Here is a 16,085-nt window from a genome sequence, read left to right as displayed (position 1 = left end):
ATTCAGCTAGTTATAGGCCCTGATTCAGAAATGAGTCAGGGTTTTTTTATTGTAATCTTATTCCATATCCAGACTAGTCGGATGTATAGTTTTTATTTATCTGTTTAAATATAACAACCTTTAAATCAATAACTTATAAATTTTTTTCTAAAAAAAGCACCGATTAATACCTAATCAATTCACCTAAATAAAAAGCCATTATTCCCCTGATTAAAAATGCTCTGGATTAGGATCACATTTGCATCAAATTCAATCAAAGAAATATTATGGATTTATCCAAAGTGTATTTAAGTGGAGTGTTGTTTCTGGCGAGCCTAAGTATTTCAGCTCAGATGGCAATGGATAATGTATCCGCGACAGTCAATGGAGTGAGTTCTCCAATTGAGGATCTCACAGCACCACGCACCGATTTGTTAAGAACAGAAACCGGAGATTTTATTTATGGGCCAGCTACCAGAATTAAATTCAAAATTGTTGAAGAAGAGTCTGGTGTTGCTACAACATATTTCAAAGTTGCAGATCATCCGTATATGAAATCAGATGGGAGACAGATGATGCCACATGACCTTGCCGATGGTTCATACAACATGAAATACTACAGTACGGATAATGAAGGTAATCAAGAGCCAATCCGAGCGGAGAAAATATTTATAGATAAAACTGGACCAGCAATTAGATCAGGTTTTAGCACTACACCAAATTCATTTGATAATGGATTGCCAGTCTTTTCAAAAGATGTGAATTTGGCGATTGATGTAAAAGATGATAAAGTAAAAGTTCAGAAAGTCACTGTGTCAATAAATGAGGGCCCACAATTAGTTTTCAAAAACACAGAAAATATAGATTTAACTGAATATTTAAATTCAGTTAATGACGATCATATCATCATTGAGATAAGAGCATATGACACTTTCTACAACTTGTCAAAAGAAGTTGTAGAGTTTAAAAAATCGAGATAGGTTAAGCAGCGATTATTTGAGGCCTGGTGTTCATTCATCAGGCCTTTTTTGTTTGGTGCGAGTGAGCCACACAAATAAGTTTTTTTTCAAAAAATTAACCCAATGTTATCATTCGATTTTATGTCTATAAAGGCATGTTTGATTGCTGCTAATATTTCTAAATTACGAGCTGATTCCCGATGTTTTAGATGGTCAGAAAAAATCAGATAAGCACGAAAGTGCTTTACAAAAAGCTAGATAAACTATACCTGCAAAGCCCATCATTGGACTTAAAATCTCAAAAGAGGTGGGTCATATTCTCAGACCTTCACATGGGTGATGGGGGAAGTACAGATGATTTTAAACTAAATGCTAATCTCTTTGAATCAGCGCTTGAGAATTATTACCTCGAAAATGACTCAGGATTAATTCTAAATGGAGACATTGAAGAGCTACAGCGATTTCAACTCAAAAAAATTATTGATAGGTGGCAAAAAGTTTACCATCTTTTTGACAAGTTTGACGCCAAGAAAAGACTCTTCAAAACAATTGGGAACCACGACTTAGAATTGCTTTTAATCAAGCATCTTCCGTTCAAGTATAAGCTCTACGAATCATTACGTTTAAAATTCGGAGAAGAAAATTTATTTGTATTTCATGGGCACCAGGCAAGCAAAAAGTATCAGGAACACAATGAATTGATTGGATTTACATTAAAGTATTTTGCCAATCCATTGGGAATTAAAAGTTACTCGGTTTCACATAATAGCAAGAAGCAATACAAAATTGAAAAACGTGTGTATGGATTTTCTGCTTTCAATAAGGTGGTTTCAGTAATAGGCCATACCCATCGACCATTGTTTGAATCTCTTCATAAAATAGAAAGGCTGAGGTATAAAATAGAGCAACTCTGCAGAGAATATTCACTCGCTTCAAAAGAAGATCTGGATGAAATCAAGCAAGAGATAAAAGCACATAAAAAAGAGCTTAAAAAGTATTTTAAGGAGAATAAAGATCACAGCTTCCAAAATTATGTTTACAACACACTTTTTCACATACCCTGTCTGTTCAATTCGGGTTGCGTAGTAGGAAAGAGGGGAATGACCTGTCTTGAGATTGAAGGTGATATAATCAGACTGGTTCATTGGTTTGATAAAAATATAAGTAAGAAATACCTTAAGCAAAGTAGTTATCAACCCGAGCAATTAGGAAATACGGATTTTTACAGACTTGTAATCAATGAGGAATCTCTGCATTACATTTTCACCAGAATAAAATTTCTCGCATGAAAAATTGGGCTCTCTTTATTGTCATTCTTACAGGGTGTAATCAAATACATAAGGAGCATGAGCCTATTGATATACAAGGACATAGAGGTGCAAGGGGGCTAGCTCCAGAAAATAGTATTCCTGCATTTCTTTTAGCCACTAAACTCGGGGTTAATACACTTGAACTTGACGTAGTGGTTTCAAAGGATAGAAAGATTATAGTCAGTCATGAGCCCTACATTTCACCAGATTTTTGTTTTGATGTGAATGGAGACACCATTTCCAGTGATTCAATAATCAATATTTATCGCTTGAATTATGATGAAGTAAAGAAATTCGATTGTGGCTCATCGGGGAATGTAAAATATCCGGAACAGAAAAAAGTTGCAGTATATAAACCACTGTTGAGCGATGTAATTGATACAGTAGAGTCCTATATCCAATCCAATCAACTAAAACGAGTCAATTACAACATTGAACTAAAATCGAAGAGGTCCACCGAAGAAGAATTTCATCCATCTCCACCTTCATTTTCTGATTTAGTATATCAATTATTAAAAGCAAAAGGCTTGCTGGAACAAACAACTATCCAATCATTTGATTTTCGTATTCTACAATTTTTTCATCAAAAATATCCAGAAGTTAAACTTGTGCTTTTAATAGAAAATGAGTTAAACTGGAAGGTTAATATTGATTCTCTGGGATTTATTCCTGAAGTTTATTCACCATATTATCCATTACTTTCGCGTGCTGAAGTACATGAAATACATGATGGGGGTATGAAAGTGATTCCCTGGACGGTGAATGAGCCAGCTATCATGGAACAATTGATAGTATGGGGAGTTGATGGAATTATTACTGATTATCCTGATCGAGCTTTAAGAATAACCGAAAATGATGAATAAAAAATACGATGTTTGTGCAATTGGCAATGCACTTGTAGATTATGAAATTGAGGTCAAAGATCAATTTTTTAGTGATCATGATGTTGAAAAAGGTTTAATGACCCTTGTAGAGGAAGATCGTCAAGCTGAATTGCTAGAAGCAGTTCAGGGAGATATTAAGAAAAAACAAGGAGGCGGATCTGCTGCAAACACCATATTTGGGTTAGCGGAGTTTGGTGGAAAAGGATTTTACACCTGTAAAGTAGCTGACGATTCAGATGGATTGCTCTATGTCAACGATCTAATTAAGGCTGGAATAGAAACAAACCTCAACCCAGATAGCCTATATAATGGAACCACAGGAAAATGTTTGGTAATGATCACTCCGGATGCCGAGCGAACCATGAACACATATCTTGGAATCACCACTGATTTTTCCAAAAATGAATTGAATGCAGAAGCCATTGTAAATGCTAATTATTTGTTCATGGAAGGGTTTCTCGTCTCGTCCCCCACAGGCCTGGAGGCCATGAAAGAAGCCAAACGAATTGCTCAAGAGAACGGCACAAAAGTAAGCTTAACATTTTCCGATCCTTCCATGGTTAAGTATTTCAATGACCAAATGAAAGAAGTTGTAGGAGATGGAGTTGATCTTTTATTCTGCAATATTCATGAAGCCGAGCTTTTTGCAGGAGTAGAAGGAATTGAGGCAGCAAAAGACGCAATCAAAAGCATTGCAAAAGAGTTTGTCATTACAAAAGGGAAAGATGGTGCTGTTGTTTTTGACGGAACAGATTACCATGAAATAGAGCCGTTCCCTACAAAGGCTGTCGATGCGACTGGGGCAGGTGATATGTTTGCGGGCGCGTTTTTATATGGCATTAATCATGGTCATTCACACGCAGAAGCAGGAAGATTGGCAAGTGCAGCGAGCTCTGCTGTTGTGAGTAAATTTGGCCCACGGTTAAACAAAAACCATGTTCAAGAGGTCTTATCAAAGATATAATCAACGATTTCAATTGTAAACCCTAATTAAATATGCGAAATACCCTAATCTTAATCTTGACGTTCGCAATTTTCGGAGCTATCGCTCAGGAAAAGCGAATTGATTTTGTGGAGTATGATCTGGACAATGGATTACATGTAATTCTACATCAAGACAATTCCACACCTATTGTTAATGTTTCTGTTCTTTATCATGTAGGCTCTAAAAACGAACCTGAAGGAAGAACGGGTTTTGCTCACTTCTTTGAGCATTTGATGTTTGAGGGTTCACCAAACATCGAGAGAGGATCTTTCTTTAAGATCATTCAAAATGCAGGAGGACAGTTAAATGCAAATACTTCGTTCGATAGAACTTTTTATTTTGAGACACTTCCCTCTCATCAGTTGGAACTAGGTCTCTATATGGAGTCAGAAAGAATGCTTCATGCTAAAATTGACTCTACAGGTGTTGCTACACAAAAAGAGGTTGTAAAAGAGGAAAAAAGAACACGTATTGACAATCAGCCTTACATGTCCTTCCAGTCCAAAATTTTTGGAAAAGCATATGAGGGGACTCCATATTCCTGGACACCAATTGGATCTTTCGAGGATATAGATAATGCGACTGAAGATGACTTCAAAGATTTCTTTGAAACGTTCTATGTGCCTAATAATGCCACTCTTTCAATAGCTGGGGATATTCAAATTGATGAGACTAAGGAGCTTATCAAAAAATACTTCGCTGAAATTCCAAAAGGAACCAAAGAAATTCCTCGCCCTGAGATTGAGGCACCAAATTTAGGAGGTGAGGTAAGAGAAGAAGTTTTTGATAATGTACAACTCCCTGGAGTATTTCAGGCCTACCGAATGGCAGAGCAAGGATCAGATGATTACTATGCGATGCAAATGTTAACTACGCTTCTTTCAGGAGGTCAAAGCTCCAGATTTCAAAAAGAGATTGTTGATAATCAAGAGATAGCGGCATTTGTAGCTTCCTTTCCTTTTGCTCTTGAAGATGGCGGTTTATTTGTTTCATTAGGACTGGTAAACATGGGAAAAACCCCTGAAGAGCTCGAAGAAGCCATGATTGCTGAAATCGAGCGAGTTAAAACTGAACCAATTGGTGATCGTGAATTCCAAAAATTACAAAATCAAATTGAAAATGATTTTGTAAGCTCAAATAGCACGGTAAGAGGAATTGCTGAGAGTCTTGCGGATTACCATGTATACTATGGCGATGCTGATTTGATCAATAGTGAGATTGATAGATATATGGCTGTCACAAAGGAGGATATTCAGCGAGTGGCTAAAAAGTACTTGACTTCTGATAATAGAGTAACACTTTATTACCTACCAAAGTCGGCTCAGCAAAAGCCAGAAGATGAAAAACTTGACGATCAATAAACCGAATAAAAGCAAGAAATTATGAACTTAAGAAATATACTAACACTCGTTCTGACCATCGGAATGTTAGGTGCTTTTGCACAGGTGGATCGGAGTAAGCTGCCGGAACCGGCAACCCCAAGGCCAATAAACATTGGCGACTATGAGTCATTTGAATTGAAAAATGGATTGAAAGTATTCATCATTGAAAACCATAAGCTGCCACGAGTAAGTTTCAACTTATTGGTTGATAGAGAGCCTCTTCTAGAAGGAGAAAAAGTAGGCTATTTAGATATGGCAGGTCAAATGATGATGCGCGGAACGGAAACACGAACCAAGGAACAGTTGGATGAAGAGATTGACTTTATTGGTGCTTCCGTTTTCACAGGATCAACAAATGTATTTGCATCAGGTCTCTCTAAGTATCAGGAGAAAATCATGGAGTTGATGACAGATGTGGCGTTCAATCCTACATTCCCGGAGGAAGAACTTGAGAAAATTCGAAAGCAAACACTTTCTGGATTGGCTCAGGCAAAAGATAACCCTGGGGCTATTGCAGGTAATTTGAATCAAGCATTGGTTTATGGTAAAGATCATCCGTACGGTGAAATCCAAACGGAAGAAACGACAAACAACATAACCGTAGAAGATTTGGAAGCATACCACAGCACATACTTTAAGCCAAATATTTCGTATTTGGCCATTGTTGGCGATGTTAATCCAAAGCAGATGAAAAAGATGGTAAAGACCTACTTTGGTAGTTGGGCATCTGGAGAAGTTCCAATGCCTACCTATGAAAATCCGGATGCCCCTGAGAAAACGAAAGTCGGCATTGTCAATAGGCCAAGCTCAGTTCAGTCCGTAATCAATATTACCTATCCTGTAGAGTTACCTGTTGGATCAGAGGATGAAATAAAAGTAAGGGTAATGAACCAAATTCTAGGTGGTTCATTCTCAGGAAAGTTGAATATGAACCTTCGTGAAGATAAAGGTTATACGTATGGAAGTAGATCCAATCTTTCTTCAGATGAGTTAGTGTCCAGATTCAATGCGAATGCTGATGTAAGAAATGAGGTGACCGATAGTGCCGTCGTTCAGATGATCTACGAAATGGATCAAATGAGAAGTGGTGAAATCACAGAAGAAGAATTGGAGCTTGCTAAAAACTCAATCTCTGGCAATTTCTCTACCTCTCTGGAGAGACCGCAAACGGTAGCAAACTTTGCACTAAATACTGCGATCTATAATCTTCCTGCAGATTATTACAATACCTACTTGCAAAAAGTACAGGCTGTAACGATTGAAGAAATAAAAGCTACAGCCCAGAAATACCTGAAGCCTGAAAATGCTTACATTAATGTGGTTGGCAAAGCAAGTGAAGTTGCTGAGAGTTTGAATCAGTTCGGTGAACTCAAGTACTACGATACCTACGGAAATGAAGTGGATCCTTCATTGTCCAAATTGCCAGAGGGGTTGACTACTGAAGCTGTAATTAATAATTACTTGAAAGCGATTGGTGGTAAGGACAATATTGCAGCTATTAAGACTGTGAAAGTGAAAATGGAAGCCTCCATGATGGGTAATAAGATGAATATTGAGTCAATAAAAATGGCTCCTAATAAGTCAATACAGAAAATGAAAATGGGCGAAAATGTTGTTCAAAAGCAAGTATTTGATGGAGAAAAAGGTATGAGCTCTGGTATGGCAGGATCTAAAAAAATAGAAGGTGATGAGGCCAATGATATGACTATCAGTTCAGCCATTGTTGAAGAGCAAGCGATGCTTGAGAAGGGCATTGATTTGAAGCTTATCGCAGTTGAAAGTATTGATGGGAATGATGCCTATGGAATCGAAGTGACAATGCCATCAGGAAAAAAGTCTACGAGATACTATGATGCTGAAAGTGGGTTCCTGGTAAGGACAACTAATGTTGCTCAAACCCCTCAGGGAGCTATGACACTTTCAACGGATTTTAGAGACTACAAAGAGTTCAATGGAATTATGTTTCCAACATTGATTAAAATGCCATTAGGGCCATCTAAATTGGATGTTAAAGTCACAGAAATTCTTGTAAATGAAGAAGTAGATGAATCAATATTCAATGTTGAATAGTTTGAAATAGAATATTTTCACAAAATTTGCATAGAGGGCAAGGATTTATCTATCTTTGCCCTCCGTTTTTAAGGGAGAAAGAAAATTATAATGAAATGAGGCCGTGAGGTCGAATTCCATGTGATTACTGAAAAACAACTATACACATGAAAAGGACGTTTCAACCTTCAGTTAGAAAGAAGAAAAATAAGCACGGATTCAGAAAAAGAATGGAGAGCGTGAATGGTCAGTCTGTTATTGCTAGAAGAAGAGCAAAGGGACGAAAAAGACTTACTGTTTCTGACGAAATACATAAGAAGTAAATTACTGGCCAATGGGCCTTTCTAAATACAGTTTTTCTAAACAGGAAAAACTTACCGGTAAGAAAAAAATTGAGGGACTATTTAAAAGCGGTTCCTCTTTTTATTTGGATGAATTTCAAGTTCGTCACCAACAGTCCGACATCCCCGGTCCTAACCAAATTCTTATTTCTGTTCCAAAAAGAAATTTTAAAAGAGCAGTTGATCGTAATCTTTTAAAAAGAAGAATTCGTGAAGCTTATCGATTAAATAAACATTTGATCAATTCTGATTCAAATGAATCATGCCTTTACATAGGTTTCATTTATCTTTCAAAACAGATTTTAACCTTTGATAACATTCAGGCTCAACTTATTAAGTGTCTGGAACGTTTGGGTAATATCAATGCAGAATGACTATGAGTAGAAAAGCACGAATAATTCTTCCCGCCATTTTAATTCTTGTAATCACAGTAGCAGCTGTAAAACCTCCTACTGATCGATACTTCGAAATACTTAAGAATCTTGACATATTCGCCACCTTATTTAAGGAAGTGAACTCCCATTATGTGGACGAAATCAATCCGACAACTTTAATGAAAGCCGGTATTGATAATATGTTGGAAACATTGGATCCATACACCAATTATATCGCTGCAGACGATATTGAAACTTACCGCATGATGACAACCGGAGAGTATTCAGGCATTGGAGCGGTAGTCGAAAGGAAAGATGGAATAAGTACCATCGTGATGCCATATGAAGGATTCGCAGCACATGAGGCTGGATTGAAAGCTGGGGACGAGATACATGCCATCAATGGAATTCCATTGGAAGGCAAATCTCAAGAGGAGGTTCGATTTCTCATGAAAGGTCAATCAAATTCTGAAATCACACTTACGATTAAGCGATTCGGACAAGATGAAATGTTTGATGTGAATGTGAAACGTGAAAAAATTGCTGTAGATAGCGTACCTTATGCTGGCATGGTTACCGATGATATTGGCTATGTAAGACTTACTAGCTTTACCCAAAATGTTGGCAGATCCATTGGAATTAAAGTTCTTGACCTAATGGAAGATGGCGCTGAAAGTATCATATTGGATTTACGTGGAAATCCAGGCGGCCTCCTTCATGAGGCTGTCAACGTTTCCAATGTTTTCATCGAGAAGGGAAGAAAGATTGTTACCCAAAAAGGGAAAGTCCGAGCGAATGATTGGACGTATAATACATTGAATGACCCTGTAGATCCAAACATTCCAGTGGTCGTTTTAACTGATAATGGTAGTGCGTCTGCATCTGAGATAGTGTCTGGTGTGATGCAAGATTATGATCGCGGGGTATTGATTGGAAGAAAGACATTTGGAAAGGGGTTGGTACAAATAGAAAGACCTTTGTCCTACGATGCAGTTGTGAAAATAACAACCGCAAAATATTACACCCCAACCGGAAGATGTATACAAGCCATTGATTATAGCAACAGGAACGAAGATGGAAGTGTTGGTAAAATTCCAGATTCATTAAAAAACGAATTCTATTCATTAAACGGGCGAAGAGTATTTGATGGAGGAGGAATAGATCCTGATGTTGAAGTTGAGAAATTGGAATTTGCTACGATCACAAAAAGTCTGATCAAAAATGATCACATCTTTTATTATGCTACTGAATATTCCTATGCTAATAAAGATTTAAATCCCGCTTCACCTGACGAGTTAAGACTGTCAGAGAGTGACTATGAGGATTTCAAAAAATGGCTTTCCGGACGAGATTTTGATTATGTCACTCGAGTGGAGCAAGAAACAAAGGATTTAATTGAGATAGCCAAAGAAGAAAAAAAATACACTGCTCTAAAAAGCTATTTTGATAACCTTGAAAAAGCAACAAAGCATAATAAAGATCAGGACCTTGAAACGTTCAAAGAAGAGATCAAAATGCTTCTTGAACAGGAGATTGCAGGGCGCTATTTTTATGAGCGTGGAATCATTGAGTCGACATTCGGTAAAGATCCAGATATTCAGGCAGCCATAGCTGTTCTAAACGATTCCTCGAAATACAATGCAATCCTAAATCCCAACTGATTTGGCGCTAATTCTCAGTATCGAGACATCTACAAAGGTGTGTTCAGTAGCCTTGCACAATGATGGTGAATTGCTTGGAACTCAAATTCATCAGGTTGAGAAATCTCATTCTTCATTACTTCCCGGAATAGGATTGGAGGTTTGTAAAGAGGCAGATGTAACCTTTAATGACTTAGATGCAGTCGCTGTTTCCTCAGGACCAGGATCATATACTGGTTTAAGGATTGGTGTAACTACAGCGAAAGGAATTTGCTACACGTTAAAAAAAAACCTCATTTCAATGCCATCCCTGGATATTATTACTGAGCCTTTGCGTGGTAAATTCATGGGGGATCATCTGCTTTGTCCCATGATGGATGCTCGCCGGATGGAAGTATATACTCAAATCGAAAATCAAAATGGGGATATCATTTGGCACCTACAACCAAAAATTTTGGATGAGGATACGTTCAAAGAGTTTGATAAACCGCTGCACTTATTTGGAGATGGTATGCCTAAGTTTCGCGAAATCGCCAGTCAGGAAAATTTGATCTTTATAGAAGACATTTTCCCAGAAGCAAAAAATATGGGAAGGTTGGCATTGAATAAATATAAGGACAATGACTTTGAAGATGTAGCCTATTTTGAACCGAATTATTTAAAAGAGTGGCGAACTACCACACCAAAAAAACAGTTGCTCTAAACAATGGAGGAAATAGTTAACAGAGTAGCCAAGAGCCCACTTGTTTCAATTGACCTTGAAGAGTTTCTACACAAAGGCGAATATGCGCTTTTTGATGTAAAAGACACCTTATTCGAAGGTTTGATTTTGCGAGAGAAGGATTTCAGAAGCTTTCTAAAAGAAAACGATTGGTCTATTTACCAGGATAAGAATGTGGGCTTGATTTGTACAGCGGAAGCAATTGTACCTACTTGGGCGTACATGCTGCTAGTTACAAAAATCAAGGAATTTGCCAATGTGGTTACTTATGGTGACGAACAAGCTGTGGAAAAGACATTGATTGATCAGGCCATTGATAAATGCATGGCAGAATATGACCTTTCAGATAAAAAAGTGGTGATCAAAGGGTGTGGGAATGTTAAAAACATCGAATATGCCTATGCCAAAATAACGGCTAAACTTTTTCCGATTGTAAGCAGTCTCATGTATGGCGAACCTTGCAGTACAGTTCCTATCTTTAAGCGAAAAAAATAACCTATCTGTGGATATCGATATCTTAAAATATCCTGTTGGAAAGTATGAAACGCCAGCAGAGATCACCGAAGAAATATTTAATCAATGGATTGAAACCATTCAAAACTTGCCGGAGCGAGTAAAAAAAATGGTGAATAATCTGTCTTATGATGAGCTGGAGCTACAATATCGTCCTGGAGGATGGAACATTAAGCAGGTTGTTCATCACCTGGCAGATAGCCACATGAATAGTTTTATCCGTTTTAAGTTGATACTCACAGAGGATACTCCGACCATAAAACCTTATGATGAAGCTGCATGGGCCAAGACTGCTGATGCAGATAATGAAGATATTATGGAGTCCATTGATATCTTGGAAGGCTTACATAAACGATGGGTTACGCTTCTCAATTCTTTAAAATCTGAGCAGAAGAAAAGGACATTTTTTCATCCGGAATATAATCGTGAGTTTACACTGGAATGGATGGCAGGTTTGTACGACTGGCATTGCAAACATCATGTGGCTCATATTAAGCAAGCCATAGACTTAGAAGGTGAGTTTACTCCTGAAAAAGTTGATAGCAATACCTGAGTCTAGTGATAGACTTCATTTAAAATAAAAAGCCCCTCAGAAATTCATCCAAGAGGCTTTTATAGGTTAGACAAATCTTTAGTCTTTCTTTTTAGACCCTCCTTTTTTGGATCCTGAACCGGCTATTGAGCTTCTCATATCAGTATCAGCCTCAATATTTTGGAACTTGTAGTAGTCCATGATGCCGAGGTTGCCACTTCTGAATGCTTCTGCAATTGCTTTAGGAACTTCTGCCTCGGCAAGGATCACTTTGGCTCGAGCTTCCTGTGCTTTTGCCACCATCTCTTGCTCTTCAGCTACTGCCATTGCTCTACGCTCTTCTGCTTTCGCTTCCGCTACTTTCAAATCAGCAGACGCCTGATCTGTTTGCAATTTCGCACCAATGTTCGCTCCTACATCTACATCTGCAATATCGATTGATAGTATTTCAAACGCAGTTCCGGCATCCAGACCTCTTTGAAGAACGAGCTTTGAAATTTTATCCGGATTTTCAAGTACTTCTTTGTGTGTTGAAGCAGAACCTACTGATGTCACAATGCCTTCTCCTACACGAGCAAGGATCGTTTCCTCTCCTGCACCCCCAACTAATTGCTGGATGTTTGCTCGGATGGTAACTCTTGCTTTAGCAACTAGCTGGATTCCATCAGCAGCAACTGCAGCAACCGATGGAGTGTTAATTACTTTTGGATTAACTGAGATTTGTACAGCTTCAAATACGTCACGTCCTGCAAGATCAATTGCTGTAGCCTGCTTAAACGTAAGATTTATATTTGCTTTATCCGCTGAGATCAATGCTTTGATAACCTGAGGCACATTACCACCAGCCAGGTAGTGCGTTTCAAGTTCTTGCGTTTTTAATTGCCGTGGTGTACTCTCTTCAGTTTCTTGAATCGTTAAGCCTGCTTTTGTCGCTGTAATTAATGAGTTTACCACAATTGATGGTGGCACTTTTCTGATTCGCATGAAAACAAGCTCTAATAAACCAACTCTTACCCCAGAAAAAATCGCCGTTATCCAAAGATTGACCGGAACAAAATAGAGGAATATAAAAAAGAGGATGATCCCCCCAACAACTAGTAATATGAGCATTACACTGCTACCCATGATATTTAATTATTTACAGATTGTACAAAAATTTTTGATGACTCTATTCTTAGGACCTCAATTTCCACATTTTCATTGATATAACCACCATTAGATCTGACTTCTATTTCACGATCTTCAAAGAGTGCTTTACCAACAGGTTTCAATGAGGAAATAGTCATTCCCTTATCACCAATATTTAAATCAAATTTATAATCATCATTGTATTTTCCAGTCATGGTGCCTTTTAACGAAAATCGTTCCCAAGAACGTCCCTTGAATGCAATAACCAGAGCGATGACATTTAGAACAAGACCTCCTAAAAGGATTAATGTGCCGATAGTAGGTCCAAAATAGTCGTAACCGAGGTAGATGCAGTAAGCAGAAAAAATGAATCCAAGAATTCCAACAACAGTGGTTCCGGGCACAAAAATGATCTCAGCTACGATTAAAAACGTACCTAAAAGCATTAGTCCTATGATGATTAACCATTCCATTAATATGCTTTTGCGAATAAAACTTTGCCTTTTGAAGGCTTACCTGTAAAGATACAAGTTCCTTCCTCCATTTCACGATGTAATGGAATACATCGGATAGTAGCCTTGGTTTCTTCTTTTACTTTATCTTCTGTTTCTGCAGTTCCATCCCAGTGGGCATACACAAAGCCTTGCTCGACTAGTTCCTTAAAATCATCATAACTGTCAGCTTCCCTGGTATTTTCCTCACGGAAATTTTTAGCCTTGTCATAGATGTTTTTCTGGATGTCTTCCAATAATTGAGTCACTTGATCAACTACTCCGTCTATTGGGTGAAATGATTTCTCTTTCGTATCTCTTCTAGCGATCTCAACCGTTCCTTTCTCTAAATCTTTTGGACCAATGGCAAGTCTTACTGGAACACCTTTGAGTTCATATTCCGCGAATTTCCAGCCTGGTTTGTGGGTATCCCTGGTATCAAATTTTACTGAAATCCCTTTATCCTTCAATTCCTTGACAATTGGTGCAACAACTTTTTCAATTTCATCAAGTTGTTCATCTTTAAAAAAGATTGGTACAATGACTACCTGGATGGGTGCCAGTTTAGGAGGAAGCACCAATCCATCATCATCTGAATGAGCCATAATCAAAGCACCCATCAACCGGGTACTTACCCCCCAGGAAGTGCCCCAAACTAGTTCTTCCTTGCCTTCTTTTGTAGCAAACTTTACATCGAAAGCTTTGGCAAAATTCTGACCAAGGAAATGTGAAGTGCCTGCCTGGAGTGCTTTTCCATCTTGCATCATTGCTTCTATGCAATAAGTATCTACCGCTCCGGCAAAACGCTCACTTTCTGTTTTCACACCCTTAATCACAGGCATAGCCATAAATTCTTCTGCGAAGGTGGCGTAAACGTCCAGCATCTGTCTGGTTTCATCAATCGCCTCTTGTTTAGTAGCATGAGCAGTATGTCCTTCCTGCCACAGAAATTCTGCTGTTCTTAGAAAAAGACGGGTTCGCATTTCCCACCTCATTACATTGGCCCACTGATTAATAAGTATTGGTAAATCTCTATAGGATTGAATCCAGTTTTTATACGAGTCCCAGATTACTGTCTCAGATGTAGGACGTATGATTAATTCTTCTTCTAGTCGCGCCTCTGGATCTACAACTATTCCCTTTCCATCATCATCATTTTTAAGGCGATAGTGTGTAACCACTGCACACTCTTTGGCAAAACCTTCCACATGATCCGCTTCTTTACTTAGAAACGATTTAGGTATTAAAAGCGGAAAGTATGCATTCTCATGATCTGTGTCTTTAAACATTTGATCCAATGTCTGCTGCATTTTTTCCCAAATAGCAAAACCATAAGGTTTAATAACCATACAGCCTCTGACAGGAGAATTTTCGGCCAAACCAGCCTTTTTTACCAATTCATTATACCACAATGAATAATCTTCCGAGCGAGATGGAATAGCTTTAGCCATGAATGAAATTTCTTTTGGTATGGAGTTTGCTCCTTAACGTAATAAGTTTCTTTAAGGGACGCAAATATAGCAGAGCTATAGAACAGAGAGCCCTTGAGATTCGTTAATTTAAAACAAAGGAGGATCGTCATGAGACATTATTTAAAACACACACTGATTTTCGTTTTAGGAATCGCTTCTATTGGAGCATTTGGTCAGGAGTACGATGACTTGTACTTCACCAAAAAGGATCGTCAAAAACAGAAAAAGAATAAAGTGGAAATATCCTCAAACGATCCATATAATCAGGCTGATAACTCTTTGGATCAAACTGAAACTCAAGATGAAAACATGAGTTTTTTAGGAAAACAATTCAAAGAAACCAATCCTCAAATAGAAGGAGTAAGTCAGGAAACGCTGGATTACTATAAGCCAGAAAAAACACAAGAAGATTATTTAAACGAAGAGCAGGATTCATATCAAAATCCAAACTTCAGCGATCCTCAGTCTTCGATAATTTATGATGACTACAGCAATGACAATTTTAACGGTGCAAACTCACAACCGGTAGTTATTAATAATTATTACAACGACAATTGGAATAACTGGAACCGTCCTGGTTGGAATGTAGGGTTTGGCTGGAATAGTTGGGGAGGAAACTTCTGGTCTATTTCTTATGGTAACGCATGGGGTAATCCATGGTATGACCCATGGGGATGGAATGCTTGGGGTCCTATGTGGGGATGGAATGCAGGCTGGGGCTGGAACTCGTGGTGCTGGGGAAGGCCTTATGGCTACTGGGGCGGATACTATGCCGGATATGGAGAGCCATATTGGAGACCGGTTGCTACTTACAGGTATTCTAGAAATGTGGTTAGAGGAGCAAGATCGTCAAGAGGATCTGTTGCCTCAAGGACAAGTAGATCTTCTTCTGGTAGACGAGGTGCAGTTGCTAGTGATGTTTCGTCAAGTAGCAGAAGAGTGAATTATAACAGGCAACAAGCCGAATATTTAAGTAGGTCACGAAGTAATGGTAGAATAAGCTCCAATTCATCTAGTAGAGATGTAGGTTCAGTCAATTCACGATCATCAAGCTCGAGGAACTCAGGTTTCAATAGTATTGGCAGAAGTGAAAGATCCTCTTCAAACCGGAACTTTAACAGAACAAGCAATTCTAGTAATACAAGATCCTATAGCCCTGCATCTTCATCAAGAAGTAATAGTAGCAGAAGCTATTCATCTGGGAGATCTTCAAGTTCACGAAGTTCTGGATCAGTTAGTCGATCCACGAGTTCAAGCAGATCTTCAGGTTCAAGATCATCGTCAGGTAGATCAAGTTCCGGTAGAAGAGGGGGCAACTAGCAGAT

Annotated in this window: 16 protein-coding genes; 13 read left to right on the top strand and 3 right to left on the bottom strand. The window is 38.3% G+C overall.

Annotated features, from left to right (window positions below; all coding sequences use genetic code 11):
* The first annotated feature begins 266 nt into the window (after positions 1-266).
* From ACOMC3_RS15080 to ACOMC3_RS15025, 12 genes are all read left to right on the top strand, one after another.
* Positions 267-959, top strand: coding sequence for a hypothetical protein (locus tag ACOMC3_RS15080; RefSeq protein WP_420316714.1), 693 nt, complete (start codon positions 267-269; stop codon positions 957-959).
* A 188-nt stretch (positions 960-1,147) separates the two neighbouring features.
* Entirely contained in the window at positions 1,148-2,227 is a 1,080-nt protein-coding gene (locus tag ACOMC3_RS15075; RefSeq protein WP_420316713.1) for a metallophosphoesterase, read from the top strand.
* Positions 2,224-3,111, top strand: coding sequence for a glycerophosphodiester phosphodiesterase family protein (locus ACOMC3_RS15070; protein WP_420316712.1), 888 nt, complete (start codon positions 2,224-2,226; stop codon positions 3,109-3,111). The genes ACOMC3_RS15075 and ACOMC3_RS15070 overlap by 4 nt, the downstream gene beginning before the upstream one ends.
* Complete coding sequence (locus ACOMC3_RS15065) at positions 3,101-4,096, top strand: adenosine kinase (protein WP_420316711.1); 996 nt, start codon at positions 3,101-3,103, stop codon at positions 4,094-4,096. The genes ACOMC3_RS15070 and ACOMC3_RS15065 overlap by 11 nt, the downstream gene beginning before the upstream one ends.
* A gap of 32 nt (positions 4,097-4,128) precedes the next feature.
* The gene (locus ACOMC3_RS15060) at positions 4,129-5,478 is read left to right on the top strand and encodes a M16 family metallopeptidase (RefSeq protein WP_420316710.1); all 1,350 of its coding nucleotides are present in this window, start codon (positions 4,129-4,131) and stop codon (positions 5,476-5,478) included.
* 21 nt (positions 5,479-5,499) lie between these two features.
* Positions 5,500-7,569: an insulinase family protein gene (locus tag ACOMC3_RS15055; protein WP_420316709.1), complete on the top strand. Its 2,070-nt coding sequence runs from the start codon at positions 5,500-5,502 to the stop codon at positions 7,567-7,569.
* A gap of 146 nt (positions 7,570-7,715) precedes the next feature.
* Entirely contained in the window at positions 7,716-7,871 is a 156-nt protein-coding gene (rpmH, locus tag ACOMC3_RS15050) for a 50S ribosomal protein L34 (RefSeq protein WP_348279338.1), read from the top strand.
* 11 nt (positions 7,872-7,882) lie between these two features.
* On the top strand, positions 7,883-8,263 hold the full coding sequence (gene rnpA, locus ACOMC3_RS15045; RefSeq protein ID WP_420316708.1) for a ribonuclease P protein component: 381 nt from the start codon (positions 7,883-7,885) through the stop codon (positions 8,261-8,263).
* Positions 8,264-8,265: 2 nt separating this feature from the next.
* Positions 8,266-9,924: a S41 family peptidase gene (locus ACOMC3_RS15040; RefSeq protein WP_420316707.1), complete on the top strand. Its 1,659-nt coding sequence runs from the start codon at positions 8,266-8,268 to the stop codon at positions 9,922-9,924.
* Position 9,925: 1 nt separating this feature from the next.
* Complete coding sequence (tsaB, locus tag ACOMC3_RS15035; RefSeq protein WP_420316706.1) at positions 9,926-10,606, top strand: tRNA (adenosine(37)-N6)-threonylcarbamoyltransferase complex dimerization subunit type 1 TsaB; 681 nt, start codon at positions 9,926-9,928, stop codon at positions 10,604-10,606.
* A 3-nt stretch (positions 10,607-10,609) separates the two neighbouring features.
* Positions 10,610-11,119 carry a DUF2480 family protein gene (locus ACOMC3_RS15030; RefSeq protein ID WP_420316705.1) on the top strand — a complete coding sequence of 170 codons (510 nt, stop codon included), beginning with the start codon at positions 10,610-10,612 and terminating at the stop codon, positions 11,117-11,119.
* A complete protein-coding gene (locus ACOMC3_RS15025) occupies positions 11,073-11,690 on the top strand; it encodes a YfiT family bacillithiol transferase (protein WP_420316704.1) in 618 nt (205 codons plus the stop codon). The genes ACOMC3_RS15030 and ACOMC3_RS15025 overlap by 47 nt, the downstream gene beginning before the upstream one ends.
* A gap of 78 nt (positions 11,691-11,768) precedes the next feature.
* Here ACOMC3_RS15025 and floA read toward each other — a convergent pair whose 3' ends face one another.
* The 3 genes from floA to proS are packed head-to-tail and all read right to left on the bottom strand — an operon-like array spanning position 11,769 to position 14,739.
* Positions 11,769-12,794, bottom strand: coding sequence for a flotillin-like protein FloA (gene floA, locus ACOMC3_RS15020; protein WP_420316703.1), 1,026 nt, complete (start codon positions 12,792-12,794; stop codon positions 11,769-11,771).
* Between the two features lie 5 nt (positions 12,795-12,799).
* A complete protein-coding gene (locus ACOMC3_RS15015; protein WP_420316702.1) occupies positions 12,800-13,270 on the bottom strand; it encodes an NfeD family protein in 471 nt (156 codons plus the stop codon).
* The gene (gene proS / locus ACOMC3_RS15010; protein WP_420316701.1) at positions 13,270-14,739 is read right to left on the bottom strand and encodes a proline--tRNA ligase; all 1,470 of its coding nucleotides are present in this window, start codon (positions 14,737-14,739) and stop codon (positions 13,270-13,272) included. The genes ACOMC3_RS15015 and proS overlap by 1 nt, the downstream gene beginning before the upstream one ends.
* Before the next feature lie 129 nt (positions 14,740-14,868).
* Here proS and ACOMC3_RS15005 point away from each other — a divergent pair, with 129 nt between their 5' ends.
* The gene (locus ACOMC3_RS15005; protein WP_420316700.1) at positions 14,869-16,080 is read left to right on the top strand and encodes a hypothetical protein; all 1,212 of its coding nucleotides are present in this window, start codon (positions 14,869-14,871) and stop codon (positions 16,078-16,080) included.
* Positions 16,081-16,085: the final 5 nt, after the last annotated feature.

The sequence above is a fragment of the Ekhidna sp. genome (genome assembly GCF_965212185.1).
Lineage (GTDB): Bacteria > Bacteroidota > Bacteroidia > Cytophagales > Cyclobacteriaceae > Ekhidna.
The sequence above is the reverse complement of the archived record's forward strand: the minus strand, read 5'-3'. Positions and strand labels throughout refer to the sequence as shown.

Coding starts and splice junctions, on each gene's coding strand:
- ACOMC3_RS15080 (WP_420316714.1), top strand. CDS start 267: ATGGATTTATCCAAAGTGTATTTAAGTGGAGTGTTGTTTCTGGCGAGC.
- ACOMC3_RS15075 (WP_420316713.1), top strand. CDS start 1,148: ATGGTCAGAAAAAATCAGATAAGCACGAAAGTGCTTTACAAAAAGCTA.
- ACOMC3_RS15070 (WP_420316712.1), top strand. CDS start 2,224: ATGAAAAATTGGGCTCTCTTTATTGTCATTCTTACAGGGTGTAATCAA.
- ACOMC3_RS15065 (WP_420316711.1), top strand. CDS start 3,101: ATGATGAATAAAAAATACGATGTTTGTGCAATTGGCAATGCACTTGTA.
- ACOMC3_RS15060 (WP_420316710.1), top strand. CDS start 4,129: ATGCGAAATACCCTAATCTTAATCTTGACGTTCGCAATTTTCGGAGCT.
- ACOMC3_RS15055 (WP_420316709.1), top strand. CDS start 5,500: ATGAACTTAAGAAATATACTAACACTCGTTCTGACCATCGGAATGTTA.
- rpmH (WP_348279338.1), top strand. CDS start 7,716: ATGAAAAGGACGTTTCAACCTTCAGTTAGAAAGAAGAAAAATAAGCAC.
- rnpA (WP_420316708.1), top strand. CDS start 7,883: ATGGGCCTTTCTAAATACAGTTTTTCTAAACAGGAAAAACTTACCGGT.
- ACOMC3_RS15040 (WP_420316707.1), top strand. CDS start 8,266: ATGAGTAGAAAAGCACGAATAATTCTTCCCGCCATTTTAATTCTTGTA.
- ACOMC3_RS15030 (WP_420316705.1), top strand. CDS start 10,610: ATGGAGGAAATAGTTAACAGAGTAGCCAAGAGCCCACTTGTTTCAATT.
- ACOMC3_RS15025 (WP_420316704.1), top strand. CDS start 11,073: ATGGCGAACCTTGCAGTACAGTTCCTATCTTTAAGCGAAAAAAATAAC.
- floA (WP_420316703.1), bottom strand. CDS start 12,794: ATGGGTAGCAGTGTAATGCTCATATTACTAGTTGTTGGGGGGATCATC.
- ACOMC3_RS15015 (WP_420316702.1), bottom strand. CDS start 13,270: ATGGAATGGTTAATCATCATAGGACTAATGCTTTTAGGTACGTTTTTA.
- proS (WP_420316701.1), bottom strand. CDS start 14,739: ATGGCTAAAGCTATTCCATCTCGCTCGGAAGATTATTCATTGTGGTAT.
- ACOMC3_RS15005 (WP_420316700.1), top strand. CDS start 14,869: ATGAGACATTATTTAAAACACACACTGATTTTCGTTTTAGGAATCGCT.